The organism is Olsenella sp. oral taxon 807 (assembly GCF_001189515.2).
Classification (GTDB): Bacteria; Actinomycetota; Coriobacteriia; order Coriobacteriales; family Atopobiaceae; genus Olsenella_F.
The window spans coordinates 1,798,311-1,814,149 of the sequence record NZ_CP012069.2 but is presented as its reverse complement, the minus strand read 5'-3'; the positions used below and the strand labels follow the sequence as shown (position 1 = coordinate 1,814,149).

General features: G+C 60.2%; 14 protein-coding genes. 10 read left to right on the top strand and 4 right to left on the bottom strand.

Features of this window, described 5'->3' with window-relative positions; translation table 11 throughout:
• Positions 1 to 66: 66 nt before the first annotated feature.
• Positions 67 to 1,269, top strand: coding sequence for an ATP-binding protein (locus ADJ70_RS07675; RefSeq protein WP_050340589.1), 1,203 nt, complete (start codon positions 67 to 69; stop codon positions 1,267 to 1,269).
• Between the two features lie 707 nt (positions 1,270 to 1,976).
• Positions 1,977 to 2,891 carry an Abi family protein gene (locus ADJ70_RS07670; protein ID WP_050340588.1) on the top strand — a complete coding sequence of 305 codons (915 nt, stop codon included), beginning with the start codon at positions 1,977 to 1,979 and terminating at the stop codon, positions 2,889 to 2,891.
• A gap of 677 nt (positions 2,892 to 3,568) precedes the next feature.
• Here the strand turns inward: ADJ70_RS07670 and ADJ70_RS07665 are convergent.
• Entirely contained in the window at positions 3,569 to 4,372 is an 804-nt protein-coding gene (locus tag ADJ70_RS07665) for a Cof-type HAD-IIB family hydrolase (protein ID WP_050340587.1), read from the bottom strand.
• Between the two features lie 102 nt (positions 4,373 to 4,474).
• On the opposite strand from ADJ70_RS07665, the gene ADJ70_RS07660 reads away from it, so the two are divergent.
• From ADJ70_RS07660 to ADJ70_RS07645, 4 genes are all read left to right on the top strand, one after another.
• On the top strand, positions 4,475 to 4,828 hold the full coding sequence (locus ADJ70_RS07660; RefSeq protein ID WP_062393114.1) for a transposase: 354 nt from the start codon (positions 4,475 to 4,477) through the stop codon (positions 4,826 to 4,828).
• 355 nt (positions 4,829 to 5,183) lie between these two features.
• Positions 5,184 to 5,921: a hypothetical protein gene (locus ADJ70_RS07655; RefSeq protein ID WP_050340586.1), complete on the top strand. Its 738-nt coding sequence runs from the start codon at positions 5,184 to 5,186 to the stop codon at positions 5,919 to 5,921.
• Between the two features lie 187 nt (positions 5,922 to 6,108).
• A complete protein-coding gene (locus ADJ70_RS07650) occupies positions 6,109 to 7,518 on the top strand; it encodes a TrpB-like pyridoxal phosphate-dependent enzyme (protein ID WP_050340585.1) in 1,410 nt (469 codons plus the stop codon).
• A gap of 57 nt (positions 7,519 to 7,575) precedes the next feature.
• A complete protein-coding gene (locus tag ADJ70_RS07645; protein WP_253273138.1) occupies positions 7,576 to 7,977 on the top strand; it encodes a rhodanese-like domain-containing protein in 402 nt (133 codons plus the stop codon).
• Between the two features lie 20 nt (positions 7,978 to 7,997).
• Here ADJ70_RS07645 and ADJ70_RS07640 read toward each other — a convergent pair whose 3' ends face one another.
• Positions 7,998 to 8,537, bottom strand: a complete 540-nt coding sequence (locus tag ADJ70_RS07640) for a hypothetical protein (RefSeq protein WP_157051445.1) — start codon at positions 8,535 to 8,537, stop codon at positions 7,998 to 8,000.
• 238 nt (positions 8,538 to 8,775) lie between these two features.
• Here ADJ70_RS07640 and ADJ70_RS07635 point away from each other — a divergent pair, with 238 nt between their 5' ends.
• Positions 8,776 to 10,392, top strand: a complete 1,617-nt coding sequence (locus tag ADJ70_RS07635; protein WP_050340583.1) for a transposase — start codon at positions 8,776 to 8,778, stop codon at positions 10,390 to 10,392.
• Between the two features lie 620 nt (positions 10,393 to 11,012).
• Here ADJ70_RS07635 and ADJ70_RS07630 read toward each other — a convergent pair.
• Entirely contained in the window at positions 11,013 to 11,495 is a 483-nt protein-coding gene (locus tag ADJ70_RS07630) for a GNAT family N-acetyltransferase (RefSeq protein WP_050340582.1), read from the bottom strand.
• A 272-nt stretch (positions 11,496 to 11,767) separates the two neighbouring features.
• Between ADJ70_RS07630 and ADJ70_RS07625 the strand changes: the two genes are divergently transcribed.
• On the top strand, positions 11,768 to 12,316 hold the full coding sequence (locus tag ADJ70_RS07625) for an HdeD family acid-resistance protein (protein WP_050340581.1): 549 nt from the start codon (positions 11,768 to 11,770) through the stop codon (positions 12,314 to 12,316).
• Between the two features lie 76 nt (positions 12,317 to 12,392).
• Here ADJ70_RS07625 and ADJ70_RS07620 read toward each other — a convergent pair whose 3' ends face one another.
• Positions 12,393 to 13,286, bottom strand: coding sequence for a LysR family transcriptional regulator (locus tag ADJ70_RS07620; RefSeq protein WP_050340580.1), 894 nt, complete (start codon positions 13,284 to 13,286; stop codon positions 12,393 to 12,395).
• Between the two features lie 344 nt (positions 13,287 to 13,630).
• Here ADJ70_RS07620 and ADJ70_RS07615 point away from each other — a divergent pair, with 344 nt between their 5' ends.
• A complete protein-coding gene (locus tag ADJ70_RS07615) occupies positions 13,631 to 14,497 on the top strand; it encodes an aldo/keto reductase (RefSeq protein WP_172674464.1) in 867 nt (288 codons plus the stop codon).
• Positions 14,498 to 14,543: 46 nt separating this feature from the next.
• Positions 14,544 to 15,293: a carboxymuconolactone decarboxylase family protein gene (locus tag ADJ70_RS07610; protein WP_050340579.1), complete on the top strand. Its 750-nt coding sequence runs from the start codon at positions 14,544 to 14,546 to the stop codon at positions 15,291 to 15,293.
• The last annotated feature ends 546 nt before the right edge of the window (positions 15,294 to 15,839 follow it).

Here is a 15,839-nt window from a genome sequence, read left to right as displayed (position 1 = left end):
TGTTAATTTTATCAGTAGAGATGTTAGAATCCAATCAGTAGATTAGGAGAGAAGGATGCCAAGCCCATGATAGAGCGCCTGATCAAGGGGAGGCTGCTCGAGCTGGCGGGGAAGTATCCCATCGTGTCCGTTACCGGTCCGCGCCAGAGCGGCAAGACCACTCTCGTGAGGGATGCGTTTCCTGACTACGAGTATCTGAGCTTCGAGAACCCAGATGTGCACAGAAGCTTTGACGAAGATCCCAAAAGCTTCCTTTTACGCTATGACTCCCAGGTGATCTTCGACGAGGCGCAACGTGTTCCTGACCTCTTCTCGTACCTGCAGGGTGTTGTGGACGAGAGTGGGGCGGCTGGTCGCTTTATCCTGACCGGCTCCCAGAACTTCCTCCTTATGGATGCGGTGAGCCAATCCTTGGCTGGTCGCGTCGCGCTCCTGACGCTTCTCCCGCTGTCTTATGAGGAGCTGAGCCAGGCAGGGATTGCCCCACAGTCCATGGAACAGTGGCTCTTTCAAGGTGGCTATCCACGGCTGTACGATGCCGACATTGATCCTGAGACCTTCTTCCCAAGCTACGTGCAGACGTACCTTGAGCGGGACGTCCGCCGGGAGCTGGGCGTCAGGAGGCTTAGAGAGTTTTCGATATTTATACAGCTATGCGCGCTGCGTACGGGCCAGCGGCTCAATGTCAGCAGCTTGGCCTCGGACAGCGGAGTGGCGCTCAATACGGCAAAGAGTTGGCTCTCGGTCTTGGAGGCCAGTCACATCATCTGCTTTCTCGAGCCATACTTCTCGAATCGCGGTAAGAGCTTGGTGAAGACCAAGAAGCTGCATTTTCTCGACGCGGGGCTGGCGTGCAGCCTCATCGGGATCCAGTCCCCGCAAGAGCTGCTCGTGAGCGAGCACAGGGGGCCGATATTCGAGTCAGCCATCATCTCGGAGATACTGAAGAGCGGCTATGCCAAGGCGCGTGTCCCACACCTCTCCTTTTGGCGCGATGTCGCGCAACACGAGGTCGACCTTGTGGTGCAACGTGGGCTTAGGCCCTGTTATGCCATAGAGATCAAGTCTTCGGCGACGTATGCACCCCGCCTCTTCACGGTCTTGAACCAGGTCGCCGCAGATGAGCTTGGCCTGCCGATAGAGTCTCAGGCGGTCGTATACGGTGGGGATCTCAGCCTGGGCACGAGACAGGGGCAGCTCATCTCATACAAGGACGTTGCCGCCGCAGCGGACGGCTGGTGGACGGCGAGGCCAGGCGCCAAGCCTTAGTGGGGTACGGAACAAGCCAGCTTGATCGGCCGAGAAATCCTCCCGCCCGCGAGGAGACGCCTCGCCGCTCTTGGCGGGTCGGTCCGACGCGCACTGCCACCCGTGCGTGAACGTACCGCCTCGCACGTTCACCACCGAGTGGCAGTGTGAGACGTACCGCCCCGCACGTTCGCCACCGAGTGGCAGTGTGTGCTGCACTGTCACTCGGCCCTGAGCGTACCGATCGCACTGCCACTCGGCCCTGAGCGTACCGCTGCGGTACGATCGACACCGAGTGGCAGTGTACGGCGCACTGCCACTCGGGCGTGAACGTACCTCCCCGCACGTTCAGCGCAACGTGGCAGTGCCGCGGCGCCGCCAGGCGCCCCCGATCGCCCCCCGCAACGTCCGTCGAGCGCCGCCGTGCCACGCGCCTTTATGCGGGGAAGAGCCTCTCGAGCACCTGCAGCACGCCCTTGGCGCCATCCTGCGGCGACGGAACCATCCCAGCTCCTGGGAGGTCCCCAGGGTCCCGGTCGGAAACGAGTCTTCGTTCCCTCGGCTCGGGTCATGTCGCCTAAACCCCATCATCACGCTTTCCCGTGTAAAGTCGACTAAGGTACCGCCACGTGTGGTAAAATGCGCATAGGAGGACCCGCCATGCCTATCTCTCGGCGTCAGTCGAGATGATGCAAACTTTGGCGGGTGTTTTCTTATCCAGGGGATACATGAGGTACCAGAAGCCGTGGCTTTCATATGAGGAGCAAGCGGACCGGCTGGAGGAACGCGGACTCGAGTTCGACAGGAACGATCTGATCTCCCATCTCGCCGACGTCGGCTACTACCGCCTGAGCGGATACTGGTACATCTACAAGCAGAACCCGGGAAGCGGAGACGAGTCATTCGTCGAGGGAACGAGCTTCGAGAAGATCTGGGATTTGTATACCTTCGACCGCCAGCTCAGGCTCGTTACGCTCGACGCCATTGAGCGGGTGGAGGTCTATATGCGGACCCAGCTCGCCTATAGGCTAGCAAAGACGGCCGGTCCGTTCGGATACCTGGACCGGTCAACGCTGCCAAACATGGAGCAGAGTGCCTATGGGCATTTCATGTCTAGGTGCTCCGCTGCTTACGGCCGGTCCAAAGCGCTCTTTATAGAGCACTTCAAGCAGAAGTACGGAGACTTGCACAGACTCCCGTCCTACTGGATGCTCGTCAACATTATGGACTTCGGTATGATGCTCACGCTTTTCAAGGGCTCTCTTGACGACGTGAGGAAGGGTATCGCAGACGAGATGGGGGTGCCGGCTGAGGTGCTCGAATCGTGGCTGCTCACCTTGAACACCGTCCGCAATGCCTGCGCGCACCACGACCGCTTGTGGAACAAGCGCCTCGGCAACAAGACGAAGATACCTCGTAGCCACAGGTGTCCCGAGTGGCATCGCCCTCACAAGGTCAACAACAGAAGTACGTTCGCGCTGCTGACCATACTTGGCTACCTGCTCGAGCGCATTGCGCCGGTTTCGTCGTGGCATGACAAGGCGGTGCGCCTGATCCAGACCAGGAGCGAGGAGGATCTTTGCCGCATGGGCTTCTGTAAGGGTTGGGAGACGTGCCCCATGTGGGCGAGATGGATGCCGTAGGGATATAACGGGCTAAGGCTGTGGTTAACCCTATTCTGACACGGCGCGGCAACACTTTATTCCCACGTCAACCAATACGGGGAACATGGGGGCAGCTTGGCGAGCGGCTCGATCGGGTCGTCGGAGCGGCAGGCTTCGTGCACCGACGTAAGTCAAAAGAGGCAACCGTATCAGAATAGGGCTAAGGAAGCACTGATTATATAGGCCGATGGGTTGATTTCATCCACCGGGGGACCTGCGGGCGGCGCGTCGGCGCTTCGGGCCGGGCCGCACGCCGGCCCGCGTTGGGCCCGCGCCCCGCCCGCGAGGAGACGCCTCGCCGCTCTTGGCGGGCCGGTCCGACGCGCACTGCCACCCGTGCGTGAACGTACCGCCCCGCACGTTCACCACCGAGTGGCAGTGTGAGACGTACCTCCCCGCACGTTCGCCACCGAGTGGCAGTGTGTGCTGCACTGCCACTCGGCCCTGAGCGTACCGATCGCACTGCCACTCGGCCCCGAGCGTACCGCTGCGGTACGATCGACACCGAGTGGCAGTGTACGGCGCACTGCCACTCGGGCGTGAACGTACCTCCCCGCACGTTCAGCGCAACGTGGCAGTGCCGCGGCGCCGCCAGGCGCCCCCGATCGCCGATCGCCCCCCGCAACGTCCGTCGAGCGCCGCCGTGCCACGCGCCTTTATGCGGGGAAGAGCCTCTCGAGCACCTGCAGCACGCCCTCGTCGTCGTTCGAGGGGCAGATGGCATCGGCTGCGGCCTTCGCGTCGCCGGAGGCGTTCTCCATGGCATAGCCCACCCCTGCGTAGCGAAGCATCTCCACGTCGTTACTGCCGTCACCGAAGGCGATGACCTGGTCGGCAGAGACATCCCAGCGCTTGGCGAGGCGCTCTATGCCCGAGGCCTTATGACAGCCGGGAATGATGATGTCGATGGAGCCGTGGCCAGAGGTGGTGGGTACCATCAGGCCCGCAAGTCCCTCGCTGAGCTGACCAAGGTAGCCACTGGTCCTCTCGCGGGGTACCTCGACGAAGAACTTGATGATGGCGTCGTCCGCGTCGCTAAAGTCATCGACCCACCTCAGGCGGTGGTACCACGTCCGGATGCGGTCGCACCATGCCTGCGTCACGGTACCGCGCTCCACGTAGGCGCTCTCGACGCCGCACATGACTCCCCTGACCTCGCTATGGCCGTGTATCCAACCGATGGTCACCTTAACTGCCTTGGGCTGTGCCTGTCCCACGAAGACGACCTCGGGACCGTCCTTGACGAAGGAGCCGTTCTCCGCCACAAAGGCCAGCTGCTCGTCGTAGCTGGGGAAGAAGTCCCGCAGCTGCCAGTACTGGTTGCCGCTCGCCACTACGAAGTGGCAGCCCGCTGCCCGCAGGCGAGCGAGGATGGGCCTGAGGCGTTCCTCGTTGATCGTGGTGTCACTTCGACAGAGCGTGCCGTCCATGTCCACGGCCACGACCTTGATGTCCGACATGCTACTCCTCGTCCCTTTGCCCGGCCCTTGCGGCCCGCTTTCTGGATAGTGTTTATTAACTTTCAGTTTATTGTACTGTAACATGATATTCGTGCGCCTGGTATGCCAGCCGGATTCCTTGTCACGCCTGGTACTTCGGCGGATCGCGGGTCTGCTGTCGAGCTGATCAGGGGGTTCGACGCCGACGCGCTGCTCGCCGAGGCGCGTCTGCGACACCGACGAGGCCCTGGCCGAGGCGAGCGGGCGCGGCACGGGGGCGCACGTCCGCCGAAGTCCGACAGGAGGGAGAAGAGGGCGATCGGCCCGCACCCATACGAGCAGAGGCATCTGGTGGAGAACGCCTTCGAGAGGGTCAGGAGGTGGCGCGGCCTCGCCACGCGCTACCGCGAGCGGCTCTCGTCCCTCGTCGTGGCAGTCCAGATCCGCTGCACTTCACTCTGGCTCCGTATCTTGTGACGACATAACCGAGGCTGTGTCATACCATTGGCCGAATAGATAGGTCCATAGACCTCATAGATATACTCTAATATCTGAGCTAACATGTGTTATCAAATAATATAAAGGTATTGGGAGTTTGTCTGTATAGTGAGGGGATTATCGTGAAGTACACTAACAAAGCGATAAAGCATATGTTTTTTCTATATCCGATAGCGTTACCCTTATTTCTACTAGTATAAGAGAAAAATCAAGCGGCAAGGTGTTGCGTACGCTGCTCGTCTATGATGGCTGGAATAGTGGTGCTGCGTTCGTGAACTTCGACTTCACGAAGTTTACTGACACCCATGGGATATTCTTTTGGAAGTGATTTCCAATGAGAAGGTGCGTCGTCGTGCTTGCGCTGCTGATCGGCGTGGGGGTATGCCTTGTGGCCTGTGGCCGTGAGGAGGGGGGGTCTCCCACCACAGCGGACCTCTCTGGTGGCGTGAGCGATGCGAAGCCACCGCCTGAGTTCAGCGGCGTACTGGTGAGCGTCAACGAGCAGGAAAAGACGTTCGCCCTTGAGGGGAGCGCGGGGGATGGGCCCATCAAGGTGACACGATGGTTCCAGTGTATCCACGAGCGGCAGTCTTGGCCCCTCATCCTCAAGAGGTGGGAGAGTCACCCCAACGTCACGGTCAGCTACTTCGAGAGCGAGGACAAGCCCGAGGGCATTACGCTCGTCATGAGCGTCTATTTTGAGGGCGAGCACGACTCAGGGATGCATACGTTGGAGGAGGTCTTGGACCTTCCTTTTGCTCCCAAGTTCAGCGGCGTGCTGGTGAGCGTCAACGAGCAGGACAGGACGTTTGCCCTCGAGGGGCGCTCGGAGGGCGAGTCCGATGACGTGACACGCTGGTTTCGATGCGTCCACGAGCGGTATTCGTGGCCCTTCATCCTCGAGAGGTGGAAGGACCATCCCAATGTCACGGTCTACTACTTCGAGGGTGAGGAGAACGCGGATGGTCCCACGCCCGTGGCGAGCGTCTACTTTGGGAGCGAGTACGACACGGGAAGGCATACGTGGGACGAGTCCTTGGATCTTTCCTCTGCGTCCAAGGATCCTGCCTGAGGCATAAAGGTGACGCGCTCTGTCCGGCAGCGGCAGGTGGGGTCTCGAACGCGCCTCGAGTACCTTGCGCTCGGCGGCTGTTGCGTTACTGTGACATCGCACATTGCGCAGCCCTACAGGGGCGGGCTTGGGTGCCATAATAAGAGACCTTTGCGCGACAGAGCGCTGCCGACAGAAAGGAATGCCGATGGCAGCAGACAATCCCTACCGTCTCTACCTCCCTGAGGACAGGATCCCCACCCAGTGGTACAACCTGCGTGCCGACATGCACGAAAGGCTCGATCCCATGCGTCTGCCTGACGGCAAGGCCGTCACGTTCGATGACATACGCCCTGTCTTTGCCGACGAGCTCTGTCGCCAGGAGCTCGACGACACCACGACGTATTTCGACATCCCAGAAGGCGTGCGGGAGATGTATAGGGTATATCGGCCCTCTCCTTTATGTCGGGCCTACAACCTCGAGAGGGCCCTCGACACGCCCGCGAGAATATACTTCAAGTTCGAGGGTAACAACACCTCCGGTTCCCACAAGCTCAACTCGGCTCTTGCCCAGGCGTACTACGCCTGTGAGCAGGGTCTTTCGACTATCACCACCGAGACGGGCGCCGGTCAGTGGGGAACCGCGCTCTCTGAGGCAGCCGCGCACTTTGGCCTTGACTGCGACGTGTTCATGGTGAGGGCGTCCTTCGAGCAGAAGCCCTTCCGCCGCAGCGTGATGCAGACCTTTGGCGCCAACGTGACGCCTTCCCCCTCCGAGACGACCGAGGTGGGAAGGCGGATGTATGCTGACGAGGCTAACCGTTCGGGTTCTTTGGGCACTGCCATCTCGGAGGCCGTCGAGCGCGCGCTCCACGTGCCCGAGAATCGCGGTCGCTACCAGCTCGGCTCCGTCCTCAACCAGGTGGTGCTCCACCAGTCCGTCATCGGCCTCGAGAGCTACGATGCCCTCGCAGAGCTGGGTGACTATCCCGACGTCGTCATCGGTTGCGCGGGTGGCGGGTCAAATCTTGGTGGCCTCATCGCCCCCTTCATGCGTGACAAGATCCAAGGCACGCACCCCAATACGCGCTTCGTTGCCGTCGAGCCTGTGAGCTGTCCCTCGCTTACGCGGGGGCGCTACGCCTATGACTTCGCGGATACGGGCCAGACCTGCCCACTCGTGAAGATGTACACCCTTGGCAACGGCTTCATACCCAGCCCCGACCACGCAGGGGGGCTTCGCTACCACGGGATGAGCCCCATCGTCTCGAGGCTGCGCCATGATGGCCTGCTCGACGCCGTAGCCGTTAGGCAGACGGACGTCTTTGCGGCGGCCACGCAGTTTGCAACCCTCGAGACCATCCTTCCCGCGCCCGAGAGCGGCCATGCCATTCGCGTCGCCATCGACGAGGCGCTCAGGTGCAAGAAGACCGGCAAGGAGGAGGTCATCCTCTTTGGCCTTACTGGTACCGGGTACTTTGACATGACCGCGTACGAGTCCTACAACAACAAGACGATGGTCGACTCCGTCCCCACCGACGAGGACCTCGAGCGGGGGTTTGCCACCATTCCCGCTGTTCCAGGCATCCAGGGCGCGGGCGGAGCGCCCTTGGCGTGATCTTTCGTGCGGTCGCGCTCGTGCGCGGGTCTGCGTGCGGCACGTAAGGAGGCGTTCGTGAACAGTCAGTGGCGTCCGCGCGCGTACGGCTACGGCTCGTGTCTTGGGTGTCCGCAGGCGATGGAGGTGTGTCTTTGTGGGTCTGTTCTCTCTCTCTTTGGCAAGGCCAAGGGCATGGATGATGGCGTGGCTGAGGCACGCAGCACCGAGGGGGCCTTTCTCATTGACGTGCGCGAGCCTAACGAGTTCGCGTCGGGTCACGTCGCGGGTGCCACCAGCCTGCCCCTCTCCGAACTGGAACGTGTTGGCGAGCTCGTCGAGGACAGGTCGGCACCCATCTTCCTCTATTGCGCGAGCGGCGTGAGGTCCGCCCGCGCAGCGGACAGACTCAGGCGCAGGGGGTACACGAACGTGCGCGACATAGGAGGTATCAAGGACTACACGGGTCCGCTCGAGTAGGGTCTTGCGGGGCCCTTCCCTCAGCTTCCAAGTGAGTGAGGGTCGGACGAGTCAGGCTTCTCTCTCTGTTGGTTGACGGATATGCCGAGCAGGACCGCAGCTGCCGTTAAGATCAAGATAACCAGGTCCGATGTACTGGGAACAAAGTTGCCCCTGAGGAGCAAAGTCACCGTTATTACCGCCTTGCACAGGAACAGGGTGCTTGAGAGCACCAGGTACGGAACGATCCTCTCGACATCAGTCGAGGCCCGGATGCCACAGATGCCTGCAAGTAGTGTGAACAGACCGAGGTCAAGGCAGAGCACAAAGGTTGACGTCACCTGAGATGTTTGATGTATGCCAGACTGGTATACGCTCGCATCCGGCTCAGGGGGGAGGTCAAGGAGCGTGAGTGCCGTAATTTGCTGGCTTATGACCCCAGGCTGCGAGGAAGGGTTAAGGAGAAACAGAGATGCCAGAAGCAGAAGGATCCCTGCCATCAGGTAGACGATCGCGATGATCATGAGACCCTTCTGGGCAGCAGTCATCTCACCCTTGTCAGCATTAGCAGAATAGCTCAAGAACACTCCTTCTGAGGTGCCCCATAACCTACGAAACCGATATACTATACATTATCCCGTAAACCATGTCATTGTATTCCCTCTTAGAGCTTAATTATCCCTAGTTCTTTCTGATTGTAGAACTACCGCCTGATCAAACCAAAGAAAATCGCAGGTCGAGGCCCCAAGGGGCCTCTCTTGTGCTATATTATATGTAGTGCTACTTACTACTTCCTGTGTGGCACGGGAGGCGACCGGGATGCCGTTCATAAAGGTGCAGAAGCTGGTCAGGGACGAGTCCGGCGCAATCAGGAGCGGGTCCGCCGCCGTGGTCGACACGTCGTACGTGCGCGGCGCCAAGTACCACTCGGCGCAGGCGGTGCGCGAGAGGCTGGGCAAGGTCGTCTGGCTCGCGGACGACAGGCGCTCGGGCGTGTTCGCGTCACCGACGCGCGGCCTGGTGGAGTACGACGCGGACGCCGACGGATTCGCGCCGGTGGCCAAGGGCGACGAGCGGCTGGCGAACACGGGCGCGTTCCCCGAGCCGCCGCGGCACCTGGAGCTCGGCCCCGAGCACCTGCTGCTGTCGTTCCTGGGCGCCGATGGGGTCGCGGGGTGCCTCAGGGAGGCGCTCCCCGACGACCGGTCCTACCAGCGCGCCCTCGCCCACGTCACGCACGGCGTGGTGCGGGACGGGAGCCGCGAGACCTGCGACAACATGGTGGCCAGGTCCTTCGCGGCTCTGGCGCTGCCGGGCGTGCCGCCCGCGTCGCTGAGATCGGACACGGCGTTCTTCTCGGCGATGGGCGCCGACGGGGCGAAGGTCGCGTTCTTCAGGGCGTTCGCCAGGCTCATGAGGAGGACGAAGCCCGGCTTCGGCCGCGCATGCTACGTGGACTCCACCCCGCTCCCGAACGACGCGGTCGACAACCCGCTCAACGCCCTCTGCAGCCACGGGCTGAGGGGCGCGGCGGTCCAGATGCGCCTCGCGCTCGTGCTCGACGAGACGACGGGGCTGCCCGTCTGGTACGAGGTCGTGCCCGGCAACGTACTTGACCTCTCGACCATAAAGACCGTGATGGGCGACGTCCTCGCCACGCTCGGCATCGAGGTCGTAACCGCGGTCCTCGACGCGGGCTACGCGTCGCGCGAGCTGCTCGAGGCCTTCTCCGAGGGCGAGAGGGACGTGCTGGTCAGGATGCCGGCGAGGAGGGGGTACCCGTACCGCGAGCTCTGGCGGGGCGTCCGCTCTCTGATCGGCAAGGGCAAGTACGCGATCACGCGCTCCGGCCACCTCTACTTCGCCAGGAGGCGCGACGTCGAGGTGCAGGGCGTGAGGCTGCACTGCTACGTCTACGTGGACCAGACCAACGCCACGCCGCGCTTCGCCAGGTGGCTGGACAAGAACCAGGAGAGGTTCGACGGGATGTCGCTCGCCGAGAAGGACTGGGAGACCGTGCGGCAGGGCTACTTCGTGCTGATGTCCACCAAGGTCGCGACGCCCCGCGAGATCCTGGACGAGTACTTCTGCCGCACCGAGATCGAGGGCGTCTTCAAGACCAGCAAGGACTACCTGGGCCTGCTGCCGCTGCGCAAGTGGAGCGACCTCACCGTGCGCGGCAAGATCCTCGCCGACATCATCGGCACCATCGTGGTGCTCAGGATGCGCAAGGCGCTCGCCGGGGCCGACGTCTCCCTCACCGAGGTATGGGGCAAGGCCAGGTCGCTGTCCTGCTACACCAACGCCGACGGCAGGGTCGTGGTCGAGACGCCGTCGAGGCAGGTCCGCGAGTACTACAAGGCGCTCGGGGTGAAGGTGCCCTCGTCAATCGACGTCAGGGAATTCGACCGTGACGTCCTCGGCCTGGAGCTGTAGTTCTACAATTAGCGTCATCTAGGGATTATCCTGAGAAGTCTCATGTCTAGGGGATAGGTCTGCTGGTCTCTGTGGTGACGATCCTACCTGTGGCTGTACGATCGATAACGACTGAAAAGAGGCATGCGGTCCTCGCGTCTGGAGACGCCGGCGTGCGCTATGGGTCCAGCCGCGTGAGCCTGAAACCTGCAGAACCTCGCTCGGGTGGCAGGCGGCGCCAGAGAGGAGGAAGGCCGGTATCCTCTGCGAGGGAGCTCGACGTAGACTCGCGGACCTATCCCTGTCCAAAATGCGCTTTTCCGTGAGGTGCCGGAGCCAGAGTGCGCTTTTCCGTGAGGTGGCTCGACGTTTGCGCAGGTGAGGAAAGGCGCATTCTACGGAAAGGCGCATTCTAGTTGCGGACCCTCACGGAAAGACGCACTCTGCGGCCGAGACGTCACGGAAAGGCGCAGTGTGCGTGACCGCCCACATGCAGAGTGCGCCTTTTGGTGAGGTGCGCAGGCAGAATGCGCTTTTCCGTCACATCGCCGGCACAGAATGCGCTTTTCCGTGAGGGCGAGACTTCCAAAGGACGGACTGGTATGCCAAGCGAACATTCGAACGTTTCACATTAAGTTATCTCAAAGCTCTAATACGGCAATGATTTCGTCCCCATCCATATCACCAGTTTCAGTAAAGCGAAATGAGCTATACAAGTGACGGGCGACAACATTTTCTGGCTCATAGGACAGCCAACAGTACTTCGCTTTGCCACAGGGGAACGATCTAACAAAATCCAAACCAAGGGCGATAGCCTTCTTACCGAAACCCCTTTTCTGATACTTTTGATCGATCATTAAGCGCCAAAGGCTATAGTTTCCTTTGGCTATCCTCGGTGTACCGTCCCAGCAATCGTCAACATCAAAACCAATCATCAAGAAACCTACTGGGGTCTCTCCGTCATATATGCCAAATGAAAACGCATGCCCGTTTGCCGTAATGGCGATGTATGCCTCGATGATGCTGACGTCATTCGCTGCGACAAAGTCTCTTTGTGACTCCGATACTTTCAATTTGAGGATGTCCCAGACGTTCTTTGCGGTTATCTTCTCTAGATGAAGCATGACTCACATCTCATCAACAAATTTTGTTACTGCCATAGGTTCCGTTCCTGGTGGACTATAGTACATCATCCAATGAAGCCCATGTCTCCTATAGGTAACGTATCTGCCTTGGTGCTGATAGCAGAAGTGGTCAGTCGCATCAAAGAGCTCGTCTATGTCGTGTGCGGATGGGGTATAGTCCTAGATACTCACGTGACGTCTTAGCTCTTGGGTTTGCGGCCTTTGGCACCAGCCGATTGATGATGCGGCCCGTTTTGGAAGGTGATGTGGTGATGAAGACGTCAAGTAAGGTCATAGTGATAGTGATGGGCGTCCTGATGGTTGCCTCGGGTGTGTACTGTATCGCAGTCCCAGGGCTGACGTTCCGTGCCCTTGGGTGGGTCATCGGGTTCAACATGATCTTGGATGCAGTCGGTAACATCTGCACATGGGGTGGCCGTCGGGAGCTTGGACTCGCGGATGGCTGGACCTTGGCAGGTGCCATTGCCTCGCTGTGCTTTGGCATCATCCTTATCGTCAGCGAGACGATGCAGCTCACAATCGAGCTCTTCGTCGCATACACGGCTGCCCTGTGGCTTCTCTTGATCGGCCTTTTCCGCATCGTGCGCTCCTCACACCTGCATCGCATCCATAAGGAGTTCGATACGCGGGTGATGGCGAGGAATTGGTGGGTCGTTATGCTCACAGGCATACTGATGGTCATCGTCGGCGTCATGAGCTTCATGAATCCCGCCATCGCAGCTGTCGCGATCGGTACCATGGTCGGCGTCGGTATCTTCTTCGCTGGTGTCAATCTGCTCGCAACGGCATGTATCGTCTAGATCCGGCACTGGGCGTGTCCTCAACGGCACGTCTGGGTGCCGCTATGATCCGACTGCCGTGAGTGCCATGAGTGTCTCACGTATCCTGCGCCACCATTGATCGCAGCTTCTCGAGAAGGGCCGCAGAGGCTCGCGAGAGGCTGCGATGCCGCTTCCAGATGACGGAGGCGCCGACGCGCACTGTGGGCTCCAAGGGCACAAACGCAAGGTCTTCCGAGGTGAGGGACGGCAGGCTGTCTATGCAAAGCGCATTTGCTACGCCGCTTTTCACGATGGGCGTCGCGTTTGCGATGAGGTCAAAGTGACCTACGAGCCTCATCCTCCCAACGTCTAGGGTTCCACCCGACCACGTTGTGAGGTCAAGAAGCTGCCTGCTGATGTGAGACGAGCGTAGCAGTGGCATGTCCTGCAGGTCTCGAGGGGTGACGCACGACCTTTCTGCCCAGTCGCTGTCGCTTCGGGTGATAATCCCGACCAGCTCTGTCGTGGGCAGGCGCAGGCACTCGTAGCGCTCGAACTTGACGGGTCCGAGTAAGAGCCCGAAATCAAGCAGGCCGTGCTCGAGTCTCTCCTCAACCGTGTCAGCATTTCTACTGAGGAGTTCGCAGGTCACCTTGGGATGGCTCTGTAGCAGCGATGCGAAGGCCTCGGCGATCATTCCCGTGGCACAGGTCTCGACGGTACCGATGCGAATGCAGCCAGAGAGCTCGGCCTCACCGCCCTTCGCCTCGTCCTCCATCCGAGTCACGAGGGAGAGGATCTCCTCTGCCCGCTGGCGCAGGCGCAGGCCCACCTCGGTTGGGATGGTACTTCGGTTCGTGCGCGTGAAGAGCCTCGTGCCAAGCTCCTCTTCTAGCTCGGAGATTTGCCTGGAGAGGGTCGGCTGCGTGACATGCAGGGCGATCGCCGCCTCGGTCATGTTCCTCTTTCTGGCTACGGCCAGAAAGTACCTGAGGGCCCTGAGTTCCATACTGCGCCTTCCTCGTTCGAGCCTTCTGTCTTCGATACAACCAAGACAACCAGTAAAAGTGTATCTCTCCGTTGGTATTGCAATCAGCTATTTCTATATATCTAATATAGACATTTTACATTTCGGCTCATTTCTAGGCGTACACCCATTAGGATAGTTCTGACAAACGGATAACGATGGGGGACCATGTCAAAAGACGCGAGGTCAGACAGGGGACGTCATGCCACGGTCAGCGTGCCATCTAGGAGCTTCCGGCGGGTGCCGGGTGCAGAGGGGTCGTGACGGGCGTGGCCTCCTGAGCTGGCATCGCGCCCGCATCGTTTGGCAAGGTGATGAGGAGAAGCATGTTGCTGAGTGAGAGGTACACGCTCGCCGACGGGACGGCTATTCCCAAGCTTGGGCTGGGGACGTGGCTGCTGGGCGATGACAAGGCGTACCAGGCCGTCGTGAACGCGACGGGGGTGGGCTACCGCATGATCGACACGGCCCAGTCCTATGGGAACGAGAGGGGCGTGGGCGAGGGTGTGCGCAACTGCGGGATCACACGTGAGGAGCTCTTCGTCGCGTCCAAGGTTGCGGCGGAGCGAAAGGACTATGACACCGTACTGAGGTCCATAGACCGCTCCTTGACCATGATGGGGCTCGACTATCTCGACCAGATGATCATTCACAGTCCCCAGCCCTGGATCGAGGTGAACCAGTCTGACAACCGCTACGAGGCGGAAAACCTGGAGGTGTGGAGAGCGCTGGTCGACGCGAGGCAGGCGGGCAAGGTACGCGTCATCGGTGTCTCGAACTTCAACGAGCATGACCTTAGAAACATCCTCGATAACTCTGATGCCACACCCCAGGTCAACCAGGTGCTGGCGCACGTGAGCAACACACCCTTCGAGCTCATCCGCTTCTGCCAGGACCATGGCATCCAGGTCGAGGCATACTCACCGATCGCCCACGGCATGGTGCTCAAGAACCCACAGATAGCGAAGGTGGCCAAGAAGTATCACGTGTCAGTCGCACAGCTCTGCGTGCGCTATGACATCCAACTGGGCCTGGTGGCCCTTCCCAAGACGACGAGCGTGGAGCATCTGAGGGATAACGCGGACGTCGATTTCACCATCTCTGATGGCGACATGCAGAGCCTGAAGTCCATGGAGCGCATCAAGGACTACGGGGCCAGTTCTCTCTTCCCGGTGTATGGGGGTAGGCTGTAGCGATATCATGCCAGGCAGGGATGGTACCGTGGGAAGGAAGCCAGGCATGGTTACGCAGACGGCAGGACACGACGCGCTCGGAGACTTTGCCCCAAAGTTCGCAGAGCTCAACGATGACGTGCTCTTTGGGCAGGTGTGGTCGCGAGAGAGTGAGCTTCCCCTCAAACTCCGCTCCATCGTCACGGTCAGTGCGCTCATAGGAAAGGGGATCGTCGACGATTCGCTCAGGTATCACCTACAGTCGGCGCGCGAAAACGGGGTCAGCAAGACGGAGATGGCCGAGCTCCTGACGCATGTGGCCTTCTATGCGGGCTGGCCAAACGCCTGGGCGGTGTTCAAGCTAGCGAAGGAGGTCTACACCGACGCGGTACTTGGGGGAGGGGGCGTCGAGGGACATGGAGGCTTCTTTGGTCTGGGCGAGCCAAACGACGCCTACGCGCAGTACTTCATAGGGAACTCCTACCTAAAGGCGCTCACGACGCCAGATGATCCCATTGCCATCCACAACGTGACCTTCGAACCGGGTTGCCGCAACAACTGGCACATCCACCACGCCACCACAGGGGGCGGGCAGGTGCTCATCTGCGTTGACGGCGAGGGTTGGTACCAGGAGTGGGGCAAGCCCGCCCAGGGCCTGAGGCCGGGTGACGTCATCGAGATTCCTGCCGAGGTCAAGCACTGGCACGGAGCGAAGGTTGACAGCTGGTTCAGTCATCTTGCGTTTGGGATTCCCGGAGAGGGCCTCTCGAACGAGTGGTGCGAGCCGGTGAGTGACAAGACGTACACGGCGCTGTAGCCCGGGATCGGGGCAGGCGGACAGGGGTGTCGTGCCGCCTTGCTGCAGCTTATCTAGGGTCTATGGCCTCGTCGTTTGCGCGGCCTGTGGCTCGGCTCATCATAGTCCCTTGCCCTTCCTTGTCGGTGATGCGGCCGTGGTTGTATGGTCAGTCATGACGGCGTGCCCCCTTAGATGTCTCTCCTGTGCCCTTACCGGGTTTCTCGACATCTGGTATGTGGGCTTGTAGTCGTCTGCTCATGAGTCGCTCGTTGAGGACTTCATCGCTGTCTTTCGGGACTGCGATTCAGAGCTTTGATCTCTTTCTGGGTGGGTACACTGCCTCAAGATAGTTCTACACGGGTCTCCATTATCTGTTCTCCATATGGCTACAACCAGTTCAACCATAAAAGTCGAGACAAGGAGGGAAGTATGTCAACCCATACACACGATGGAGGTTCTGTTCCGAATGCGGTGCGAATCTGCCCAGAATGCGGCAGCCCCATCCCTACTGCACAGCCTGCTGTGGGGATCGCGACACCTACGAACACATCCTCCGCAACAGAC